Source organism: Rhizobium sp. TRM96647, from assembly GCF_025780115.1.
GTDB lineage: Bacteria > Pseudomonadota > Alphaproteobacteria > Rhizobiales > Rhizobiaceae > Mycoplana.
In genome coordinates this window covers 224,302-243,644 of the sequence record NZ_JAOXHF010000003.1, presented here as the reverse complement: position 1 = coordinate 243,644, position 19,343 = coordinate 224,302, and the positions used below count along the sequence as shown (strand labels likewise).

Annotated in this window: 12 protein-coding genes; 6 read left to right on the top strand and 6 right to left on the bottom strand. The window is 65.4% G+C overall.

The window, feature by feature from the left end:
- Nucleotides 1–123: 123 nt before the first annotated feature.
- Nucleotides 124–2,103 (bottom strand): CHASE2 domain-containing protein, encoded by a 1,980-nt coding sequence (locus tag OCK02_RS07005; protein ID WP_263812400.1) that lies wholly within the window; start codon nucleotides 2,101–2,103, stop codon nucleotides 124–126.
- Entirely contained in the window at nucleotides 2,103–5,834 is a 3,732-nt protein-coding gene (locus tag OCK02_RS07000) for a FecR domain-containing protein (protein WP_263812399.1), read from the bottom strand. Before OCK02_RS07000 ends, OCK02_RS07005 begins: the two co-directional genes overlap by 1 nt.
- 84 nt (nucleotides 5,835–5,918) lie before the next feature.
- Here OCK02_RS07000 and OCK02_RS06995 point away from each other — a divergent pair, with 84 nt between their 5' ends.
- Nucleotides 5,919–6,467, top strand: a complete 549-nt coding sequence (locus tag OCK02_RS06995) for a Pycsar system effector family protein (protein ID WP_412178774.1) — start codon at nucleotides 5,919–5,921, stop codon at nucleotides 6,465–6,467.
- Between the two features lie 67 nt (nucleotides 6,468–6,534).
- Here the strand turns inward: OCK02_RS06995 and cpdR1 are convergent, their stop codons facing one another.
- Nucleotides 6,535–6,897: a response regulator CpdR1 gene (gene cpdR1, locus OCK02_RS06990; RefSeq protein ID WP_112593707.1), complete on the bottom strand. Its 363-nt coding sequence runs from the start codon at nucleotides 6,895–6,897 to the stop codon at nucleotides 6,535–6,537.
- 188 nt (nucleotides 6,898–7,085) lie between these two features.
- Here cpdR1 and OCK02_RS06985 point away from each other — a divergent pair, with 188 nt between their 5' ends.
- The gene (locus tag OCK02_RS06985) at nucleotides 7,086–7,967 is read left to right on the top strand and encodes an N-formylglutamate amidohydrolase (protein WP_263812398.1); all 882 of its coding nucleotides are present in this window, start codon (nucleotides 7,086–7,088) and stop codon (nucleotides 7,965–7,967) included.
- 318 nt (nucleotides 7,968–8,285) lie between these two features.
- Complete coding sequence (hisN, locus tag OCK02_RS06980; protein WP_263812397.1) at nucleotides 8,286–9,059, top strand: histidinol-phosphatase; 774 nt, start codon at nucleotides 8,286–8,288, stop codon at nucleotides 9,057–9,059.
- A 24-nt stretch (nucleotides 9,060–9,083) separates the two neighbouring features.
- Here the strand turns inward: hisN and OCK02_RS06975 are convergent, their stop codons facing one another.
- On the bottom strand, nucleotides 9,084–10,046 hold the full coding sequence (locus OCK02_RS06975) for an alpha/beta fold hydrolase (protein WP_263812396.1): 963 nt from the start codon (nucleotides 10,044–10,046) through the stop codon (nucleotides 9,084–9,086).
- Nucleotides 10,047–10,491: 445 nt separating this feature from the next.
- Between OCK02_RS06975 and OCK02_RS06970 the strand changes: the two genes are divergently transcribed.
- The gene (locus OCK02_RS06970; RefSeq protein ID WP_263812395.1) at nucleotides 10,492–10,953 is read left to right on the top strand and encodes an Hsp20 family protein; all 462 of its coding nucleotides are present in this window, start codon (nucleotides 10,492–10,494) and stop codon (nucleotides 10,951–10,953) included.
- 73 nt (nucleotides 10,954–11,026) lie between these two features.
- On the opposite strand, the gene OCK02_RS06965 is transcribed toward OCK02_RS06970, so the two are convergent.
- The gene (locus OCK02_RS06965; RefSeq protein ID WP_263812394.1) at nucleotides 11,027–12,025 is read right to left on the bottom strand and encodes a bile acid:sodium symporter family protein; all 999 of its coding nucleotides are present in this window, start codon (nucleotides 12,023–12,025) and stop codon (nucleotides 11,027–11,029) included.
- 107 nt (nucleotides 12,026–12,132) lie between these two features.
- On the opposite strand from OCK02_RS06965, the gene OCK02_RS06960 reads away from it, so the two are divergent.
- Nucleotides 12,133–12,990 carry a LysR family transcriptional regulator gene (locus OCK02_RS06960; protein ID WP_263812393.1) on the top strand — a complete coding sequence of 286 codons (858 nt, stop codon included), beginning with the start codon at nucleotides 12,133–12,135 and terminating at the stop codon, nucleotides 12,988–12,990.
- A gap of 7 nt (nucleotides 12,991–12,997) precedes the next feature.
- Here the strand turns inward: OCK02_RS06960 and OCK02_RS06955 are convergent, their stop codons facing one another.
- On the bottom strand, nucleotides 12,998–14,050 hold the full coding sequence (locus tag OCK02_RS06955; RefSeq protein WP_263812392.1) for a threonine aldolase family protein: 1,053 nt from the start codon (nucleotides 14,048–14,050) through the stop codon (nucleotides 12,998–13,000).
- 557 nt (nucleotides 14,051–14,607) lie between these two features.
- Between OCK02_RS06955 and gltB the strand changes: the two genes are divergently transcribed.
- Nucleotides 14,608–19,329 (top strand): glutamate synthase large subunit, encoded by a 4,722-nt coding sequence (gene gltB / locus OCK02_RS06950; RefSeq protein ID WP_263812391.1) that lies wholly within the window; start codon nucleotides 14,608–14,610, stop codon nucleotides 19,327–19,329.
- Nucleotides 19,330–19,343 lie beyond the last annotated feature (14 nt).

Sequence of the window (19,343 nt, the reverse complement as noted above, 5' to 3'; positions counted from 1 at the left end):
CTCGCCTTCCTTGTTGTCGTTTGTCTTATCGGGAAAACCGGATTCCACTTTTCCCTGACAAACTCTAGGACGGCTCAGGCTGCGGGTTTCATCGCCGCGCGAGGCCGATCAGGCGGCCGGCGCTCAGCCGGTGCCGGCCGCCTGATCGGCCCGCACGATCGCATAGTAAGGCGAGAGGGCCGGCAGCGCGGTAGACAACCGGTCGAAGAGCGGGTCGGCCGCCGAGAGCATCTTCGCCTCGCGGGCGGCCACGAGGCGTCGGTGCTGCATAAGCGCGTCCTCAGGCACGCCGGCAAGGGCGGTGAAGACGGGCGAGGCGGTCGTGCGCCCCTTGACGGTGATGCGGTCGAGTTCGAACACGCCGAACCGGTCGGCCAGCATGGCGGTGGCCTCGCCGATCAGCAGCGGCACGCCGTAGTTCTTCGACGCGCCTTCCAGGCGAGAGGCAAGGTTGACCGCGTCGCCCAGCACCGAATAGTCGAAGCGCTGCGAGGACCCCATGTTGCCGACGACGCATTCGCCGGTGTTGATGCCGATGCCGATCTTCAGCGGGTGGTGGACGCGGCCTAGCTCGGCGGCCTCGCGCCTCAGCTCGTCGTTCAGTGTCTCCATGCGGGCCAGCATGTCGATCGCGGCGGCCACGGCATGGTTGGCATGGTCCTCGTCGTCCAGCGGCGCGTTCCAGAAGGCCATCAGGCAGTCGCCGATGTATTTGTCGATCGTGCCGCCGTGGCCGAGCACGATGTCGGAGAGCGGTGTCAGCAGGCGGTTGATCAGCGTCGTCAGTTGCTCGGGATCGTCCTTCATCGTCTCGGCGATGGTGGTGAAGCCGCGCACGTCGCAAAAGAGGATGGAAAGCGTGCGCCGCTCGCCGCCGAGGCGCAGTTGCGACGGATCGCGGACGAGCCGCTCGACCAGCGCCGGCGAGAGATATTGCGAGAAGGCGCGGGTGATCTGCTTGCGGTTGCGACGCTCGTCGGCATAGTCGAAGGCCGCCTGTCCGACGGCGACGGAGGCAAAGGCGAGCGCCGGGCCGAGCGGCGAGACGAACAGCCCCGCATGGCGGATCAGCAGGAAGCTGACGGCCGCAAAGCCGAAGGCCGCTCCCAGCGCGATCACAGCCGTCTGCCAGCGCGTCGAACGCCACACGGTGCCGGCGGCCAGGATCGCGGCGAGCGCGATGCCGGCGAGGACGACGGGCGCCCCGGCCCGGCGGATGGCGCTGGCGTTGACGATGTTGTCGAAGATGGTCGCCTGGATCTCCACGCCCGCCACCAGCCGCCCGGTGTGGACCGTGTAGGGCGTGGCGAAGGCGTCGGCGCCGCCGTGGTTGATCTCCGGCGCGTTCTGCAGGCTCAGGCCGACGATGACGACGCGGTCGCGGAAGAAGCCCTCCGGCAGGAAGGCCTGCGGGTCGAGCGCCTGGTAGTAGGAGACGGTCGGATAGCTGCGGGCGGGGCCGTAGGACTGGATCATCCATTCGCCCGCCGGCAACGCTGACGGCCGGCCGGCGATGCGGGCGATCTGGCGGGCGAAGCCGTCCTCGTAGCGGGGCAGGTCGCGGAAGATGCCGTCGCCGCTGAGTGATATGGAGGCGAGCCCGGTGACCGCGCCCGCCTCGGAAAAGGCCGGCAGCGGCGTGGTGCGCACCAGCTGTTCGGCCTGCGGGGTGACGATCACGCTCTCGTCGCCGGCGAGCACGACGTCCGGGCCGAGGCTCGCTGCGAGTGCTGCATCCGCCTCCGGCGCAGAGGGCTCGGCAAAGATGATGTCGAGCCCGATGGCCTTCGCGCCGGCCGCCCGCAGCGCCTCGATCAGCCGCGCATGGATATCGCGCGGCCAGGGCCATTGCACGTTGATCTCGGCCAGCGACGGCTCGTCGATCGCCACCACGATCGGACTGTCGTCCGGAGGGGCGGGGTCGTGGAGCGTCGAGAGATAGTCGAAGCTGCGCAGCTCCTGCAACGTCCAGAAGGGGAAGCGGGTGAGCGTGGAGACGACGAGGATGGCGGCCAGCGTCAGGAGCACGAGCCGCAGCCTGCGGCTCGGTCGGGGGCCGGCGTTCAGGACGGCACCGGAGCGGAACGGCCAGGCCCGGGGCATCAGAACCGCACTTTGAGGGTGCCCTTGAAGCTCCGTCCCCAGCCCGGAATGCCGGTCGCGACCTCGAAGTCCTCGTCCAGCAGGTTGAAGGCGGCGAGGCTCATCTCGACGCGCTTGTCGAACGGCTCCCAGGTGACGCTGGCGTCGAGGGTCCAGAAGGCGGCGAGGTCCTGGGGGAAGAGATAGCGGTCGTCCGCAGGATCAGCCGTGCCTTCGTTGGAAACGAGGAAGGTCTCGTTGCCGAGGCGGGTGCCGATGTAGTTGGCCGCGAGCGTTGCCTTGACGTTGGCCTCGTTCACCCAGGTGAGCGCGACCTGTCCTGCCCATTCGGGTACAAAGGGCAAGGAACTGCCTTTGTCCAAACTGCTCGGATCCTGGTTCTCGGAATCGATGTAGGCCAGCGTACCGGACAGCCCGAAGCCGTTGCCGAGATGGATGTTCGCGGTGGCGCTGACGCGGTCGAGGCGGCCGTCCGACAGGGCAAGTGGCCCTGGGGCGAGCAGGTACTGCCAAATGTTCGGGTAGGCAATCCCGAAACCATCCAGGTTCTGATGCTGGAAATCGACGGCCGTAAACAGCCGGTCGTTCCATTCCGCATCCCAGCGCGCGGCGATCGTGTCGATGTCGCCGTCGATGTTCAAGCCGATCTGGTTCGGTTGCAGGCCGACTGTGCTGACTGGAGCCAGCGTATTGACGTCGAAATCGTAGCTCTGCGCGATATAGGCTGCCCGCAACCAATGGCCGTCTGCCGGTGCGTAGGCTACGCCTAAACGCGGATCCAGCCGTCGTGTATCGACACCATCGCCGTCGGCATAAGTGCCAAACAGGCCATATTCGGCCTGTAGCGATGCATCGATATCGTGCAGCACATCCACATAGAGTCTGCCATAGTCGATGCGGGACTTGGCCGAACCCACGCCGGCTTGATGTGCCTGCGCATCGATGATGCCTCCCTCAAGGCCATATCGCCATGTCAGGTTGCCGGTTGCGATCGTGTGGTTTACGGCGCCGATATAGCTTGTCTGGCGCGCGTCCATTCTCCCGTAGCCCGGTTCTCCTCCATCGAGTGTGAGTGTCTGGAGATCTCGCCCCTGCACGTCCCCGTAGAAGAACGCCGCGTTGACCACGTTTTCGAAACTGATGGTGTGGCTCCAGCCTGCGCCTGCCGCAGTCGACTTGATCCGTTCGTCGCGATCGTATGTGAACGGATAATTGTTCAGCAGTGGCAGTCCGGCGGGATAACGCGACGTGAGGTCGAACTCGCTCTGTGTATGTTGGCCATACAGGACGATACGATTGTCAGGAGTGGGCGTTGCCGTGAAATAGCCAATGCCATTTACGAGTTCGGTGTCGCCATCGTAGGTGGACGGCAAGATAGGGCTGGCACCGGAAATCGGGGTCTTGGTCCATTCGAGATTGACGTAGCTGCTGACCGGGAAGGGCCAGTTGGCGAAGCTGCTCCAGCTACCCTGATAGATTGGCCGCGAGTCTCCGTCGTATGTGGAGATGCCGTAGCCGAGTTCGACCTCAGCGAAGGGGTACCGGATATAGTAGGGGCGCGCCGACGGCCCCGCCAACATGTGCGGGTCATAAAGCAGCCCCTGCATGAACGACGAGAAAGTCGATTTGTTCTGGCTCGGTTCGATGCCGTCGCCACCATAGAGGTAGTTGTTCAGGAACGGATTGACGCTGCCGCGCAGCGTCTGGTCGACATAGGAGGAGCCGGTGAACGGATCGAAGGTGATGTCGCCGTAGTACTGGCCCCAGGCGTTGAGGCCCTGCAGGCGGAAGGCGTTGTTGAGGGTTGAGCCGGCGTCGTGGTTGAAGCTGATGGCGGCATGATCCGCACCGATGGCGCGCAGCCGGCGCATGTATTCCTGCGCCGCCGCAATGGCACCGTCGGAATCGTATTCGTCCATCGCGATGCTGGCCCTGAGCGACGGGACGACGGGATCGTTCGGATCGAGCCTGTCGGCGTTGTCCAGCGCCTGCTGGGCAGCGATACGATTGCCCTGCTCCTGCTGCGCAATGGCCAGTGCAAGCTGTCCTTGTGCATAGGCCGGATTGGCGACGGTGCCGGCCAGCAGATCCTCTGTCGCCTTCTCCAGTTCGCCGGTCGATAGATGGTAACGGCCGCGCGCGACCAGCGCGAGATCGAAGCCGGGGTCGCTGGCCATGGCCCGATCGATCTCCCGCTTGGCCTCCCGTACCCGGTCCTGCTGCAGATAGACGATAGCCAGGTTCGATCGGGCCAGCGCATCCTCGGGGTCGAGTTCGATCGCGCGTTTCAGTGCTTTTTCGGCCGATTGCCAGTCGCCGCGCGCGTCCTGGGCGTTGCCCAGATCGTTCCACAGCGTGCTCCAGCCGGGGGCGACCTTCACCGCCTTTTCGAGCGTGGCGATCGCGGCGTCGATATCGCCTTCGATGCCGCCCTGATAGCGCGCGAGCGACCATAGCCCGTAGGGTTGGTTCGGATCCAGCGCCAGCGCGCGGCCCATCGCTTCCTTCACCTGTTCGCGGTCATTAATGATGAAGGCGAAGGCGGAGCGGTAGCCCGGCAGCCGCGGGTCGTCGGGATACTTCCTCTCGGCCTCCTTCAGCACCTCCAGGCTTGCCCGGATGCTGTCGAGGAAACCTGCGGCATAGGCCTGCCCGAAGGCGCCGTTCGGGCCGGTGACATGACGCGGCTGCTTTTCGAGACGATCGGGGTAGGCCAGCGCGCGGGCGAAGTAGCCGCCGAAGTCGGCCACGCTGGCGCGCTTCGGGTCGAGGCCCGGCACGGCACGGGCGAAGAGCCGGGCGGCATCGGAGAAGCGGCGTTCGGCGCCGGCGACCATGGCGTCCATCAGGTCGAGGCGGGCGCGCCCCGCGGTGGAGAGCGACATGGCGCGCGCCCTGTCCAGCGAGGCGGCCGACTTCTGCCGGCCATCCAGCGTGAACTGCGCCTCGGCAAGCGTCAGCCAGTCTTCGGCGCTGCGGGCCTGTTCCGAGATTTGCTCTATGCGGTCGATCGTCTCGCGCATCTCCTGCGCCGTCAGCGGCGAGGCCTGCATGTAGACGAAGGCGTCGCGCAGCGGCAGGTAGAACAGCATCTGCTCGCGGTCGTCGGAGTTGACGATGATGACCTTCTGCGGCGCCTGGCCGATGCGGGCGACGGCGGCCTCGCCCTGGCGGACCTGAACGCTGCCCTGGGCGTTGGTGAGCTCGACCGTGCCCTCGAGCACGGCCAGCGAGGTCTTGTCGCCGTCGACCGTCAGCGACCAGTCGGTACCGCGGATGGCGGCGGCGGCGGCGGGGGTCTCCACCTTCAGGCCGCGTCCGCCACGCTGGGCGCGCGCCCAGATGCTGCCGCTGTTGAGATCCAGCACGGTGTCGCCGGTCGCCCCCATCTGGCGGACGAGCAGCGAGGAGTTGCGGCCGAGGCGGATCTGGGTGTCGTCGGAAAACAGGATCGCCAGCTGGCCGACCGCGTTGGTGCGCAGTTCGTCGCCGATCAGCAGGTCCTGGTTGAGGTCGACATGGTTCCAGGCGGAAACGTCGAAGAAGCGGACCTCCTCGCCCGTCTTGCGGGCGATGACGGAACCGGCTGCCGGGGCGGCGCGCGGAACCGGCTCGCCGAGGGCAGCCGAATGCCCGCATGCGAATAGAAGCGGCAGCGCCGCTATCGCCTTCCAGCCCGTCCTCAGTCCCATGGGCGAAGAACGGCCGGTGCCGGCGCAAATGTCAAGCATGCTGGGGTCTTCCACTTGCTTTTATTCATTGCTGTATTAACAGGGAAACACTTGAAAACGGGCTGAAAACGGGGCGACAAGTTCATGACGGGCATCGGAAATAGCTTGAAGGACGGCAGTATCCCTGTAGAGACGGATGAGGGTTCGATTTCCATCGAACATTTCAACCACATCAAGAAGGTAAACGACGTCTTCTACGACCAGCTCAGGTCGGCGGACCAGAAGGCGGCCTATATCTTTACCTTCATGCTGGCGTTCCTGATGTGGTCTGCCGAAGGTCAGGGCGTCTTCCAGTTGTCGCGATACACCGGCAGTGCGCATCTGTGGGCGGTGGCGTCCGCCATCCTTGCCGCATCCGTCGTCCTTACCATCGTCTGCGCCATCCTCGTCGTGCTGCCGCGCCGGGCCGAGCACTGCACCTCGCTGTTCTGGGGCGCATGGAAGGAGCAGCGCGGCCGCCTGCTCGCCGCCAGTGCGGCGGGCGACATGGGCTATCTCTTCGGGCAGTACGTGGAGAACGCCGATGCGATGGCGAAACTTGCGCTGGACAAGTACCGCATGGTGCGCTTCGCCTTCCGCGGTCTGCTTCTGACCGTGATCGCCTATGTGGCGCTGTTGCTGCTGCGGCAATAGCAATGCCGCGCACCCGTCCGGGCCGCGGCACTCAAAGAGACGGATTTTCCTGCAACAGGAGCGGCGCTCAGGCGGCCAGCATCTTGTTGACCTCGTCGACGAGGTCACGCAGGTGGAACGGCTTGGAGAGGACCTTGGCGTCCTTCGGGGCCTTGGAGTCCGGGTTCAGCGCAACGGCTGCGAAGCCGGTGATGAACATGACCTTGAGATCCGGATCCAGTTCGGTGGCGCGGCGGGCAAGCTCGATGCCGTCCATCTCCGGCATGACGATGTCGGTCAGAAGCAGCGAGAACGGCTCCTCGCGAAGCCGGTCATAGGCGCTCGCTCCGTTGTCGTAGGAGGTGACCTTGTAGCCGGCGCGCTCGAGAGCCTTCACGAGAAAGCGGCGCATGTCGTTGTCGTCTTCGGCGAGGAGGATCTTGAAACTCATGTACGTGGGGGCCGTTACTGCTGGTTGTTCTGCCGGTGCGGCGGTTCAGGTACGAAATAACGATTCCGGTAAAAATCCGATGAACGGACGAATCGCGGCCTCGTTGCGTCGTGGCGACTATGGACACGGGTGGCTGCGGCTGGCAACATACAGGACATCGCGATCTTGTCATATGGTAAAGGACCGAAATGGCTCCGGAATTCAGCGAGAAAGGCCTCTTCGAGGTCCTGGAGCCGGCCTCGCAGACCCTTCCACTGGTGTTCAATTCCCCCCATAGCGGGCGCGCCTATCCACAGGGATTTATCCGTGATTCGCGGCTGGATGCGCATTCGATCCGCCGGTCGGAGGATCACTATGTGGACGAGCTTTTCGGCGCAGCGACCGAACTCGGCGCGCCGATGCTCCTGGCCCACTTCCCGCGCGCCTTCCTCGACGTCAACCGCGAGCCGTATGAACTCGACCCGCGCATGTTCGAAGGCTCGCTTCCGCCCTATGCCAATGTCTCTTCGATGCGGGTCGCCGGCGGGCTCGGCACGGTGCCGCGGGTGGTGGCAGAGAACATGGAGATCTACCAGCGCCGCATGCCGGTCAGCGAGGCGCTGGAGCGGATCGAGACGATCTACAAGCCCTATCATGCCTGCCTTCGCAGCCTGATCGTGCGCACGCACCTGAAATTCGGATTTGCCGTCCTGGTGGACTGCCATTCCATGCCCGGCAACATCCGCATCGCCGGCGGCGAGAAGCCGGATTTCATCATCGGCGACCGCTACGGCACCAGCGCTGCCGGCGACCTGTCCCGCGCCGTCGTCCGCCTGTTCGAGGACATGGGCTTCGTCGTCGCCCGCAACAAGCCCTATGCCGGCGGCTTCATCACCGAGCACTACGGGCGGCCCGCCAAGGGGTTGCATGCCATCCAGATCGAGGTCAACCGGGCGCTCTACGTGGACGAGACGACGCTGCGGAAGAAGCCGGAATTCGAGGCGGTCCGGGCGGGGATCGCCTGGGCGCTTGCCGAACTGTCCGGTTATGTCGAGAAATATGCCTCCGACAGCGCCCTTGCCGCAGAGTGAGGGCCGGGGCACGCCCGAGCGTGCTGAACGCCCCTTGCCTTGACGTTCCCCTCAAAAAAAACCGCGCTGTGGGCGCGGTTAAGTCTAGGGAGGAAACACCCAAGGAGGGTATTACAGTCACGAGTGACTGTAGCCGAACCATAATATTGCGCTGCACAATTGTCAAGCATTTCCGGACAGGGACCAATTTTTCGGCAATGGGCCCGCAGCGCACGGTCCCGCCGGCAGGCCTCGTCCGGGCGATGCACCTCCGGAACGGTTCCGTTTTGCCGCGTCTTGCTCTAAGGACGATCGACCTTCGCCAAATGTGAGATTGCCATGCTTCCCGATCGCGCCTTCTTCGACCTCCTCGCCGATGCCGCCAAGGCCGAGACGCTGCCGCGCTTCCGCGTCGGCGCCCATGTGGTGAACAAGGAGGAGGGGGGCTTCGATCCGGTGACGGAGGGCGACCGCGCCGCGGAGGCTGCGATCCGTGCCGTGATCACCGAGCGTTTTCCGGAGCACGGCATTCTCGGCGAGGAGCACGGTTCGGTGGGGCTCGACCGGGAGTATGTCTGGGTCATCGATCCGATCGACGGCACGCGCGCGTTCATTTCAGGGGTGCCCGTCTGGGGAACGCTGATCGGCCTCTACAGGAACGGCCGGGCGGTGATGGGGCTCGTCGACCAGCCGTTCACCGGGGAGCGTTATTTCTCCGACGGCAGCCAGTCGTTCTACAGGGGCCCGGAAGGCGAACGCGTCCTGAAAACCCGCGCCTGCGCGGGCCTGTCGGACGCCGTCATGTTCACGACGTCGCCGCACATCTTCGTCGACGGCGACCGCCAGCGCTACGAGGCGGTGCAGGACAAGGTGCGCCTGTTCCGCTACGGCGTCGATTGCTACGCCTATGCGCTGCTGGCCGCCGGCCATGTCGATCTCGTCATCGAGACGTCGCTGAAGGCCTATGACGTCGGCGGTCTCATCCCGGTCATCGAGCAGGCGGGCGGGATCATCACCGACTGGGACGGCGGGCGCGCGGAGATGGGCGGCCGGGTGATTGCGGCCGGCAGCCGGGCCGTCTACGACGAGGCGATGGCGATCCTTCGCAGCTGACCGGAGCCCGGTCGAAATCCCGGTTCACGCGCCGAGTGCCGTCTGCTCCGCCTGGCTTCCAGGGATGAAGGCCTCGATCGCCGCCATCGCCTGGGCGCGGTAGCGGTCTGCCTCGCTGAAGAGTTCGTGGCGGGCGCCGTCGATCTCGATCAGGCGGCCGGCGCGAAACTTCCTGGCGAAGGCGTTCAACGTCGAGCGCGGCACGATCGGGTCCAGCGTCGGGCAGAGCACGAGCGTGGGGATGCGGATGCGGGTCAGGTGTTCCTGGCGCGAGACGCGGGCGATGGCGGACAGCGATTCCTTGAGCCAGCGGGCGGTCGGCTGGCCGAGGGTCAGGTCCGGAAAAGCGTTGCAGATCGCCATGTTGCGCTCGAAGCGGCGGCGATCGCCGGTCAAGGCATTGCCCTCAAACGGCGGCGCCGGCGGATGCTTGCGGAAGGTGCGTCCGCCGAGCTGGAAGAGACTCGCCGTATTGGCGATCATGGTGATCGAGCGCTGGCTCATCACCTGTCCGGCCAGCGCCAGGAAGGGCGCGGCCAGCACCATGCGGTCGACCCGGCTCTCCAGTTCGGGCGCCCGCGACAGGGCGACGAGCGCGCCCATGGAATGGGCGACGATGAAGAACGGCAGGCGCGTGTCGGGAAGGACGACCTGTTCGAGGAAATGGTTCAGGTCGGCCTCGTAGTCGGAAAAGCGGACGACATGGCCGCGCAGCGGATCGCCCAGCATGCGGCCCGATCCGCCCTGTCCACGCCAGTCGAAGGTCGCGACCCAGAGCCCGCGCGCCGTCAGCTCGTTGATGGTCTCGAAGTATTTCTCGATCTGTTCGCTGCGCCCCTGGAGCAGCACGACCGTTCCCTTCGCCTCACGTGCGGCCGAGCGGAAGACGGCATAGCGGATCTTCACGCCGCCCCTGCCTTCGAAGAAGCCGGTGAAGTGATTGTCGGGAACGGGATTGTCGGGTGTTGCGAAAAGGAGTTCGTCCATGTCCGGGCCGGGCTCGGGAAGCGATTGCGCACGAGGGTAGGGGCTCGCCCGGTTCGCGTCAAAGAAAAAAGCCGGCCATGCGGGACGCGGGGGGCGTCTGCGCAAGCCGGCTAGAGTGACCGGGGTGGAAGGGACGTTTCACCCCGGCGGCGGAAGATCGCGCTTCCGATGGTGACGGTGTATCCGGCGGCAGGTGAACGGAGCCGGAAGGCCGCGTTCATCGGCCGTTCAGACGGCATGGAGGGGATCTGAGGCCGCATCCGAGGGGCTAGGGCAGGGGGCTTGAACTGCCCGGCCGGTATCACCATCTCAACCGTGCGGGCGCCGGAAAGGGCCTGCTGACGGGCAATCACCGCCAATCGGGGTGAGCCCTTGGAACCGACCGGCACCCTTGAAATCAGGTGTCGGTTTCGATCGCAAACACGTTGCTCAAATGGAGGACACCATGCGTCACTTCGATTTCTCCCCCCTCTACCGCTCCACCGTCGGCTTCGACCGCCTGTTCACGATGCTCGACAGCCTCGGCCAGCCGGACCAGGGCCAGAGCTACCCGCCCTACAATATCGAGCGCACCGGCGAAAACGCCTACCGCATCACCATGGCGGTTGCCGGTTTCGATGAAAGCGAGCTTTCCATCGAGGCTCGCGAGCATGTGCTCACCGTCAAGGGCGAGAAGGCCGAGGAAAACGGCGATCCGTCGCAGTTCCTCTATCGTGGCATCGCCAAGCGCGCCTTCGAGCGCCGCTTCCAGCTTGCCGACCATGTCGAGATCCGCGGCGCGCAGCTGAAGAACGGCCTGCTCCACGTCGATCTCGTCCGCGAGATCCCGGAAGCCGCCAAGCCGCGCAAGATCGAGATCACCGCGGCCAGCCGCGAGCCCAAGCAGATCGAGGCCCAGACCGCCTGACGAACTTTCCTGATCCGGACACGCGAACGGCGCCCGAAAGGGCGCCGTTTTTCGTTGGGGAGGCGGTCGTTCCTCAGGCCGCGGCTGCGGCGGCCAGCGCCTCCTGCTCCTTTGCCCGCTGGCGCTCCGCATATTTCTGCGCGATCACCGCGCAGGCCATCAGCTGGATCTGGTGGAACAGCATGATCGGCAGCAGGATCGCGCCGACCGGCTGGCCGGCGAAGATCGCATTGGCCATCGGAACGCCGCTCGCAAGCGACTTCTTCGATCCGCAGAAGACGATGGTGATCTCGTCCTGCCGGGAGAAACCGAGCAGGCGGCTGCCGTAGAAGGTGGTCAGCAGCACGGCGGCAAGCAGGACGATGTCGATGACGACAAGCGTGGCGATGTCGCCGGCCGAAAAGGTGTGCCAGATGCCCTGGATCACGGCTTCCGAGAAGGCGAGATAGACGACCATCAGGATCGAGCCGCGGTCGACGGGGCTCAGGATCTTCTTCTTGCTGCGGATCCAGTTGCCGATCCAGGGCTCGAGCAACTGGCCGAGCACGAAGGGCGCCAGCAATTGCAGCAGGATCTTCTGCAGCGCATCCCAGGAAAAGCCGCCATGGCCGCCGATCGAAAACAGCAGGCCGACGAGGAGCGGCGTCAGGAACATGCCGAGGATGTTGGAGGCCGATGCCGAGCAGATCGCCGCCGGTACGTTTCCGCCGGCCATGGAGGTAAATGCGATCGAGGATTGGACGGTCGAGGGCAGGACGCAGAGGAAGAGGATGCCGAGATAGAGCGGCCTGGGCAGGATCGATTCGGGCAGAAAGCCGATCGCAAGGCCGAGCAGCGGGAAGACCGCAAAGGTCGTCAGCATGATGACCAGGTGGAGGCGCCAGTGGAGCATGCCGGCGACCACGACGTCGCGGGACAGGCGGGCACCATGCAGGAAGAACAGAAGCGCGATGGCGAGATTGGTGGCGATCGAGAAATAGTCGGTCGCAACGCCGCTCACCGGCAGGAGAGAGGCGAGGATGACGGTGCAGACCAGCATGATCGTGAAGCGGTCGGGCAGGAAGCGGCTCATGCTCTGGTATTCCCTTTGGCTGTCGGAGTCCCTTGGTTTCGGCTTTACCCCTCGCTCATCATGAAGCAGGATGCAAACACTAACAGTTATCGCAATACGGGATAACCATGCTGAACCTGACCCATCTCAACAGCTTCGTCATGCTGGAGCAGACCGGCAGCTTCACTGCGGCTGCCGAGCGGCTCGGCATCGGCCAGTCGACCATGACGCAGCATATCCAGCGGCTGGAGAAGGCGCTCGGCCGCCAGCTCGTCTTCCGCGATACCCATCATGTCAGGCTGACCGGCGAGGGGGAGGCGCTGCTCGGCCACGCCCGCAGCATGCTGGACCTCAACGGCAAGGTGACGTCGCTCTTTTCCGAGAGCCGCCTGCGCGGGCGATTGCGGCTCGGCGTCTCGGAGGACGTGGTGGCGAACCGGCTGACGGCGATCCTGGAGGATTTCATCCGGTTGCATCCATTCGTCGATCTCGAGCTGACCGTGGCGCTGAGCGCGGTGCTCTACCAGATGCAGGAGGCCGGCGACCTCGACCTGGTGCTCGCCAAGCGGCACGCCGGCGAGATGCAGGGGCGGCTTCTCTATCGCGAGCCGCTGGTCTGGCTGGCGCGCGATCCGGACCTGGTGCTGTCGCGCGGCGGCGCCCTGCCGCTGATCGCCTTTCCGGCGCCGAGCATTACCCGCAGGGCGGCGCAGGAGGCGCTCGACCGGGCGAGGATCGCCTGGCGGATCGTCTGCACCTGCGGCAGCCTCAGCGGGCTGACGGCGGCGGCGCGCGCCGGCATGGGGGTGCTGGTACAGCCGCGAAGCATGGTGCCTTCGGGGCTGAAGGAGATTCCCGCCGACCGCCTGCCGCAGCTCGAGGACGTCGAGTTCATGCTGATCCCGCGCCGCGGGGCCGATGCGGCGCTGACGGAGGCGCTGTCCAGCCTCATCGTCGCCCGCATCCTGCCGCACGGGGCGGACTGATGCGCGCTCAGCGCGTGCAGACGGACAGGAAGCGGTCGACCTCGTCTTCGGTCGTGGCGAAGCTGGTGACGAGGCGGACCATCGTCTCGTCGCCGGCCATGGTCTCGCGGATGCCGGCCGGCGCCGGCCAGTCGTAGAAGACGGCGCCCTCGTCCCGCAGCGCCTGCAGGGTCGCGTTCTTCAGGATGGTGAAGACCTCGTTGGAGCCGGTCGGCCAGGCGAGGCGGGCGGAATTCGCCGCGGCGAAGCCGTCTGCCAGTCGCGACGCCATGGCGTTGGAATGGCGGGCGAGCGCGAGCCACAGCCCATCTCTGAAATAGGCGTCGAACTGGGCGGCGATGAAGCGGGACTTGGAGAAGAGCTGGGCGGAGCGCTTGCGCAGGTAGTGCATCTGGCGGGCGTGGGCGGGATCGAAAAGCACCAGCGCCTCGGCGCACCAGCAGCCGTTCTTGGTTCCGCCGAAGGAAAGGATGTCGACGCCGCGCTTCCAGGTCATGTCCGCCGGCGTGGTGTCGAGCGTCACCAGCGCATTGGCAAAGCGGGCGCCGTCCATGTGCAGGGGCAGCTTCGCGTCGTGGGCGATCCTGCCGATCGCGGCGATCTCGTCCAGCGCATAGACCGTGCCGGCCTCGGTCGCCTGCGTCATGGTGACGGCCATCGGCTGGCCGCCATGGACGAAGTCGGGCGGGAAGCGGGCAATCGCGGCCGCCAGCGCGTCGGGCGCCATCCGCCCCTCTTTCCCTGCGACGGAGACGAGCTTGGAGCCGGTCGCGAAGAACTCCGGCGCGTTGCACTCGTCGACGTTCACATGGGCCTCGGCGTGGCAGAACACCTGGCCGCCCGGACGGTTGCAGCTTGCGAGTGCCAGCGAATTGGCGGCCGTTCCGGTGCCGACGAAGAAGACGGCGACGTCGTGCTCGAAGATCTCGCTGAAGGTGTGCTCCACCTTCCTGTCGAGGTCGCTTGCGCCATAGGCCTTGGCGAAACCGTCGGCGGCCTTGCTGAGGCTGCTGGCAATCTCGGGATGGGCGCCGGCCCAGTTGTCGGAGGCGAAATACATGCGGTTCTTCCGGCTCGGCCGGCTCCAGTGTCATCGATCGGTGCGACCATAGACGAGCACGGGCACCGATCAACGGGATCCGGCGGCGAAACGGTGGCAAAACGGTGACGGGACGCGATTTTGGAATTAACTGAAACCTTCGGTCGCGCACTCGTAATTAAGTTTCAAAAGAGGTGTGTAAGTCGCAATTTTTCGTCATTTGATGTTAAAATTTTGGCCGGATGCCCTTGCGGCGCCGGGTCGTTTCTGGCATAGAGCCTACGAAATAGGACAGTCTTGCTGTCCTATTTCGGTCAGGGGGACCGAAACGATGTCCGATCTCTCGCTTCTTGCGGGCGTTCGGCCGTGATGCAAGTGCCGCGGATCGCAAGTCGATCGCGAATGCCATGCAGATTGCGACGGTTTCTGACGTTTATGCCTCGCCGGGCCGACTTCAGTTTGCCGCCCGGTACGGTTCATGCAACGATGATGCCCGTGGGGCCGGACTGCAAGGATGCAGACGGTCGGCACGCGGGCAAAAGCCTGCCCGCATTGCCCGGGCCACAGGAGGAAAGACGATGGCGGAATTCGCGTCGAAGAGTTTTGGTTTGAACCGCGCGCAGACGGCTGCGACGGACGCCAAAACGACGGCGCGTCGCGTCGGGCTTCCTAAAAAACAAGGGCTGTACGACCCGCGCAACGAGCATGACGCGTGCGGCGTCGGTTTCGTCGCGCACCTGAAGGGCCAGAAGTCGCACCAGATCGTCAAGGACGGGCTGTTCATGCTCGAGAACCTGACGCATCGCGGCGCCGTCGGCGCCGACCCGCTGATGGGCGACGGTGCCGGCATCCTCGTCCAGATTCCGGATCGCTTCTTCCGCGAGGAGATGGCCAAGCAGGGCGTCACCCTGCCGAAGGCCGGCGAATATGCCGTCGGCCACATCTTCATGCCGCAGGACGAGACGCTCGTCGCGCATTTCATGAAGGTGATCGAGGACGTCGTCGCCGAAGAGGGGCAGGTGCTGCTCGGCTTCCGCGACGTGCCGGTCGATAATTCCTCACTATCCAAGGCGCCCGAGATCGCCGCCACCGAACCGAAGCATGTGCAGATCTTCGTCGGTGCCGGGCGCGACGCCGCCTCGACGGCCGAGTTCGAGCGCCGCCTGTTCACGCTGCGCAAGGTGATCTCCAACCGTATCTATGACGAGTACCAGGGCGAGGAGAGCGGCTTCTACCCGGTGTCGCTGTCGTCCTCGACCATCGTCTACAAGGGCATGTTCCTGGCCTACCAGGTCGGCGCCTACTACAAGGACCTGGCAGATCCGCGCTTCGAGAGTGCCGTCGCACTCGTCCACCAGCGCTTTTCGACCAACACCTTCCCGTCGTGGAAGCTGGCGCATCCCTACCGCATGGTCGCCCACAACGGCGAGATCAACACGCTGCGCGGCAACGTCAACTGGATGGCTGCCCGGCAGGCGTCGGTGTCCTCGCCGCTGTTCGGCGAGGACATCACCAAGCTCTGGCCGATCTCCTATGAGGGCCAGTCCGATACCGCCTGTTTCGACAACGCGCTCGAATTTTTGATCCGCGGCGGCTATTCGATGGCACATGCTGTCATGATGCTGATCCCGGAAGCCTGGGCCGGCAACCAGCTGATGTCGCCCGAGCGGAAGGCCTTCTACGAATATCACGCCGCCCTGATGGAGCCGTGGGACGGCCCGGCCGCGGTCGCCTTCACCGACGGCAAGCAGATCGGCGCGACGCTCGACCGTAACGGCCTGCGTCCGGCCCGCTACATCGTCACCGACGACGACCGCGTGATCCTCGCCTCCGAGGCCGGCACGCTGCCGGTCAAGGACGAGAACATCGTCAGGAAGTGGCGCCTGCAGCCGGGCAAGATGCTGCTGATCGACATGGAGAAGGGCCGCATCGTCTCCGACGAGGAGGTGAAGTCCGACCTCGCCAGCAAGCACCCCTACCGCACCTGGCTGGACAACACCCAGCTGATCCTGGAGGACCTGCGGCCGGTCGAGCCGCGGGCGCTGCGCCGCGACGTGTCGCTGCTCGATCGCCAGCAGGCGTTCGGCTACACGCTGGAGGACACCAAGCTCCTGATGTCGCCGATGGCGACGACGGGGCAGGAGGCGATCGGCTCAATGGGCACCGACACGCCGATCTCGGCGATGTCGGACAAGACCAAGCTGCTCTATACCTATTTCAAGCAGAACTTCGCGCAGGTCACCAACCCGCCGATCGATCCGATCCGCGAGGAACTGGTGATGAGCCTCGTCTCCTTCATCGGGCCGCGGCCGAACATCCTTGACCACGAAGGGGCCGCGCATGCCAAGCGCATGGAAGTGCGCCAGCCGATCCTGACAAACGGCGATCTGGAGAAGATCCGCTCGATCGGGCACACGGAAGACCGCTTCGACACCAAGACGCTCGACTTTACCTACGACATCTCGCGCGGCGCCGATGCCATGCCGGAGATGCTCGACCGCCTGTGCGAACGCGCGGAAGCGGCGGTGAAGGGCGGCTACAACATCATCGTGCTCTCCGACCGCCAGATCGGACCGGATCGCGTGGCGATCCCGGCGCTCCTGGCGACGGCCGCCGTGCACCATCACCTGATCCGCAAGGGGCTTCGCACCTCCGTTGGCCTCGTGGTGGAGACGGGCGAGCCCCGCGAGGTGCACCATTTCTGCCTGCTTGCCGGCTACGGCGCGGAGGCGATCAACCCCTACCTCGCCTTCGATACGCTCACCGACATGCACAAGCGCGGCGAGTTCCCGAAGGAAGTGGACGAGAGCGAAGTCGTCTACCGCTACATCAAGGCAGTGGGCAAGGGCATCCTGAAGGTCATGTCCAAGATGGGCATCTCGACCTACCAGTCCTATTGCGGCGCGCAGATCTTCGATGCGATCGGCCTGTCGTCGGCGCTGGTCGACAAGTACTTCTTCGGCACCGCGACGACCATCGAGGGCGTCGGGCTGGAGGAGATCGCCCGCGAGACGGTCGCCCGCCACAAGGCCGCCTTCGGCCGCGACCCGATCCTGGCCAACACGCTCGACATCGGCGGCGAATATGCCTTCCGCATGCGCGGCGAGGAGCATGCCTGGACGCCGGACGCGGTCGCCTCACTGCAGCATGCCGTGCGCGGCAATGCGCAGGATCGCTACAAGGAGTTCGCCGAGATGGTGAACGCCTCGTCGCTGCGCATGAACACGATCCGCGGCCTATTCTCCATTAAGGGCGCGAGCGCCTGGGGCCGCGAGCCCGTATCGATCGACGAGGTTGAGCCGGCGTCCGAGATCGTCAAGCGCTTCTCGACCGGTGCAATGTCCTTCGGCTCGATTAGCCGCGAGGCGCACACGACGCTGGCGATCGCCATGAACCGGATCGGCGGCAAGTCGAACACCGGCGAGGGCGGCGAGGAAGCCGACCGCTACCTGCCGCTGCCTGACGGCTCCACGAACCCGGAACGCTCGGCGATCAAACAGATCGCGTCCGGCCGCTTCGGCGTCACCACCGAGTACCTGGTCAATGCCGACATGCTGCAGATCAAGGTGGCGCAGGGGGCAAAGCCCGGCGAGGGCGGCCAGTTGCCCGGCCACAAGGTCGATGCGACGATCGCCAAGACCCGCCACTCGACGCCGGGCGTCGGCCTGATCTCGCCGCCGCCGCACCATGACATCTACTCGATCGAGGATCTGGCGCAGCTGATCTACGACCTGAAGAACGTCAATCCTGCGGCGGACGTCTCGGTCAAGCTCGTCTCCGAAGTCGGCGTCGGCACGGTTGCCGCCGGCGTCGCCAAGGCCCGTGCCGACCACATCACCGTTGCCGGCTTCGACGGCGGCACCGGCGCCTCGCCGCTGACCTCGCTCAAGCATGCGGGCTCGCCCTGGGAGATCGGCCTTGCCGAAACCCACCAGACGCTGGTGCTGAACGGCCTGCGCTCGCGCATCGCGCTTCAGGTCGACGGGGGCTTGAAGACCGGTCGCGACGTCGTCGTCGGCGCGCTTCTCGGCGCCGACGAGTTCGGCTTTGCCACCGCGCCTCTGATCGCGGCAGGCTGCATCATGATGCGCAAGTGCCATCTCAACACCTGTCCGGTCGGCGTCGCCACGCAGGATCCGGTGCTGCGCAAGCGCTTCAAGGGTGCGCCGGAGCATGTGGTCAACTACTTCTTCTTCGTCGCCGAAGAGGTCCGCGAGATCCTGGCCTCGCTCGGCGTGCGCAGGCTCGACGAGATCATCGGCGCCTCCGAGCTGCTGGAGAAGGAAGCGCTGATCTCGCACTGGAAGGCGCAGGGCCTCGATTTCAGCCGCATCTTCCACAAGGTCGATGCGCCGAAGGAGGCGACCTACTGGACCGAGCGGCAGAACCACCCGATCCAGGACATCCTCGACCGCACGCTGATCGAGAAGGCCAGGCCCGCGCTCGAAAGCAAGACACCGACCGCCTTCGAGGTCGACATCAAGAACGTCGACCGCTCGGCCGGCGCGATGCTGTCAGGCGAAGTCGCCAAGCGCTACGGCCACAAGGGGCTGAAGGACGACACGATCACCGTGCGCCTGAACGGCACGGCCGGTCAGTCGTTTGCCGCCTTCCTGGCGCGCGGCGTCACCTTCGACCTCGTCGGCGCCGGCAACGACTACGTCGCCAAGGGCTTGTCGGGCGGCAAGATCATCGTCCGTCCGCCGGAGACCTCGAAGACGGTCGCGGAAGACTCCATCATCGTCGGCAACACCGTGCTCTACGGTGCGATCGACGGCGAGTGCTACTTCAACGGGGTCGCGGGCGAGCGCTTCGCCGTGCGCAATTCGGGTGCCGTGGCGGTCGTCGAGGGCGTGGGCGACCACGGCTGCGAATACATGACCGGCGGCGTCGTCGTCGTCATCGGCCAGACCGGCCGCAACTTCGCGGCCGGCATGTCGGGCGGCGTCGCCTATGTGCTGGACGAGGAGGGCGATTTCGCCCGTCGCTGTAACATGGCGATGGTCGAGCTGCAGCCGGTGCCGGAAGAGGACGACATGCTGGAGAAGCTGCATCACCACGGCGGCGACCTGATGCACAAGGGCAGGGTCGACGTGTCCGGCGACATGACCCGCCACGACGAGGAGCGGCTGTACCAGCTCATTTCCAACCACCTGCACTACACGGGCTCGAAACGCGCCAAGGACATCCTGGACAACTGGGCGGACTACCGTCCGAAGTTCCGCAAGGTCATGCCGGTTGAGTACCGGCGCGCGCTCGAGGAGATGGAGCGCATGAACATGGCGGAAGCGGCCGAGTAACCCGGCCCACGCAT

What these genes read in the sequence shown, in the direction of transcription:
- OCK02_RS07000 (WP_263812399.1), bottom strand. Translation starts at nt 5,834, where the DNA reads ATGCTTGACATTTGCGCCGGCACCGGCCGTTCTTCGCCCATGGGACTG.
- cpdR1 (WP_112593707.1), bottom strand. Translation starts at nt 6,897, where the DNA reads ATGAGTTTCAAGATCCTCCTCGCCGAAGACGACAACGACATGCGCCGC.
- OCK02_RS06955 (WP_263812392.1), bottom strand. Translation starts at nt 14,050, where the DNA reads ATGTATTTCGCCTCCGACAACTGGGCCGGCGCCCATCCCGAGATTGCC.
- OCK02_RS06975 (WP_263812396.1), bottom strand. Translation starts at nt 10,046, where the DNA reads ATGGACGAACTCCTTTTCGCAACACCCGACAATCCCGTTCCCGACAAT.
- gltB (WP_263812391.1), top strand. Translation starts at nt 14,608, where the DNA reads ATGGCGGAATTCGCGTCGAAGAGTTTTGGTTTGAACCGCGCGCAGACG.
- OCK02_RS06970 (WP_263812395.1), top strand. Translation starts at nt 10,492, where the DNA reads ATGCGTCACTTCGATTTCTCCCCCCTCTACCGCTCCACCGTCGGCTTC.
- OCK02_RS06995 (WP_412178774.1), top strand. Translation starts at nt 5,919, where the DNA reads ATGACGGGCATCGGAAATAGCTTGAAGGACGGCAGTATCCCTGTAGAG.
- OCK02_RS07005 (WP_263812400.1), bottom strand. Translation starts at nt 2,103, where the DNA reads ATGCCCCGGGCCTGGCCGTTCCGCTCCGGTGCCGTCCTGAACGCCGGC.
- OCK02_RS06965 (WP_263812394.1), bottom strand. Translation starts at nt 12,025, where the DNA reads ATGAGCCGCTTCCTGCCCGACCGCTTCACGATCATGCTGGTCTGCACC.
- OCK02_RS06985 (WP_263812398.1), top strand. Translation starts at nt 7,086, where the DNA reads ATGGCTCCGGAATTCAGCGAGAAAGGCCTCTTCGAGGTCCTGGAGCCG.
- OCK02_RS06960 (WP_263812393.1), top strand. Translation starts at nt 12,133, where the DNA reads ATGCTGAACCTGACCCATCTCAACAGCTTCGTCATGCTGGAGCAGACC.
- hisN (WP_263812397.1), top strand. Translation starts at nt 8,286, where the DNA reads ATGCTTCCCGATCGCGCCTTCTTCGACCTCCTCGCCGATGCCGCCAAG.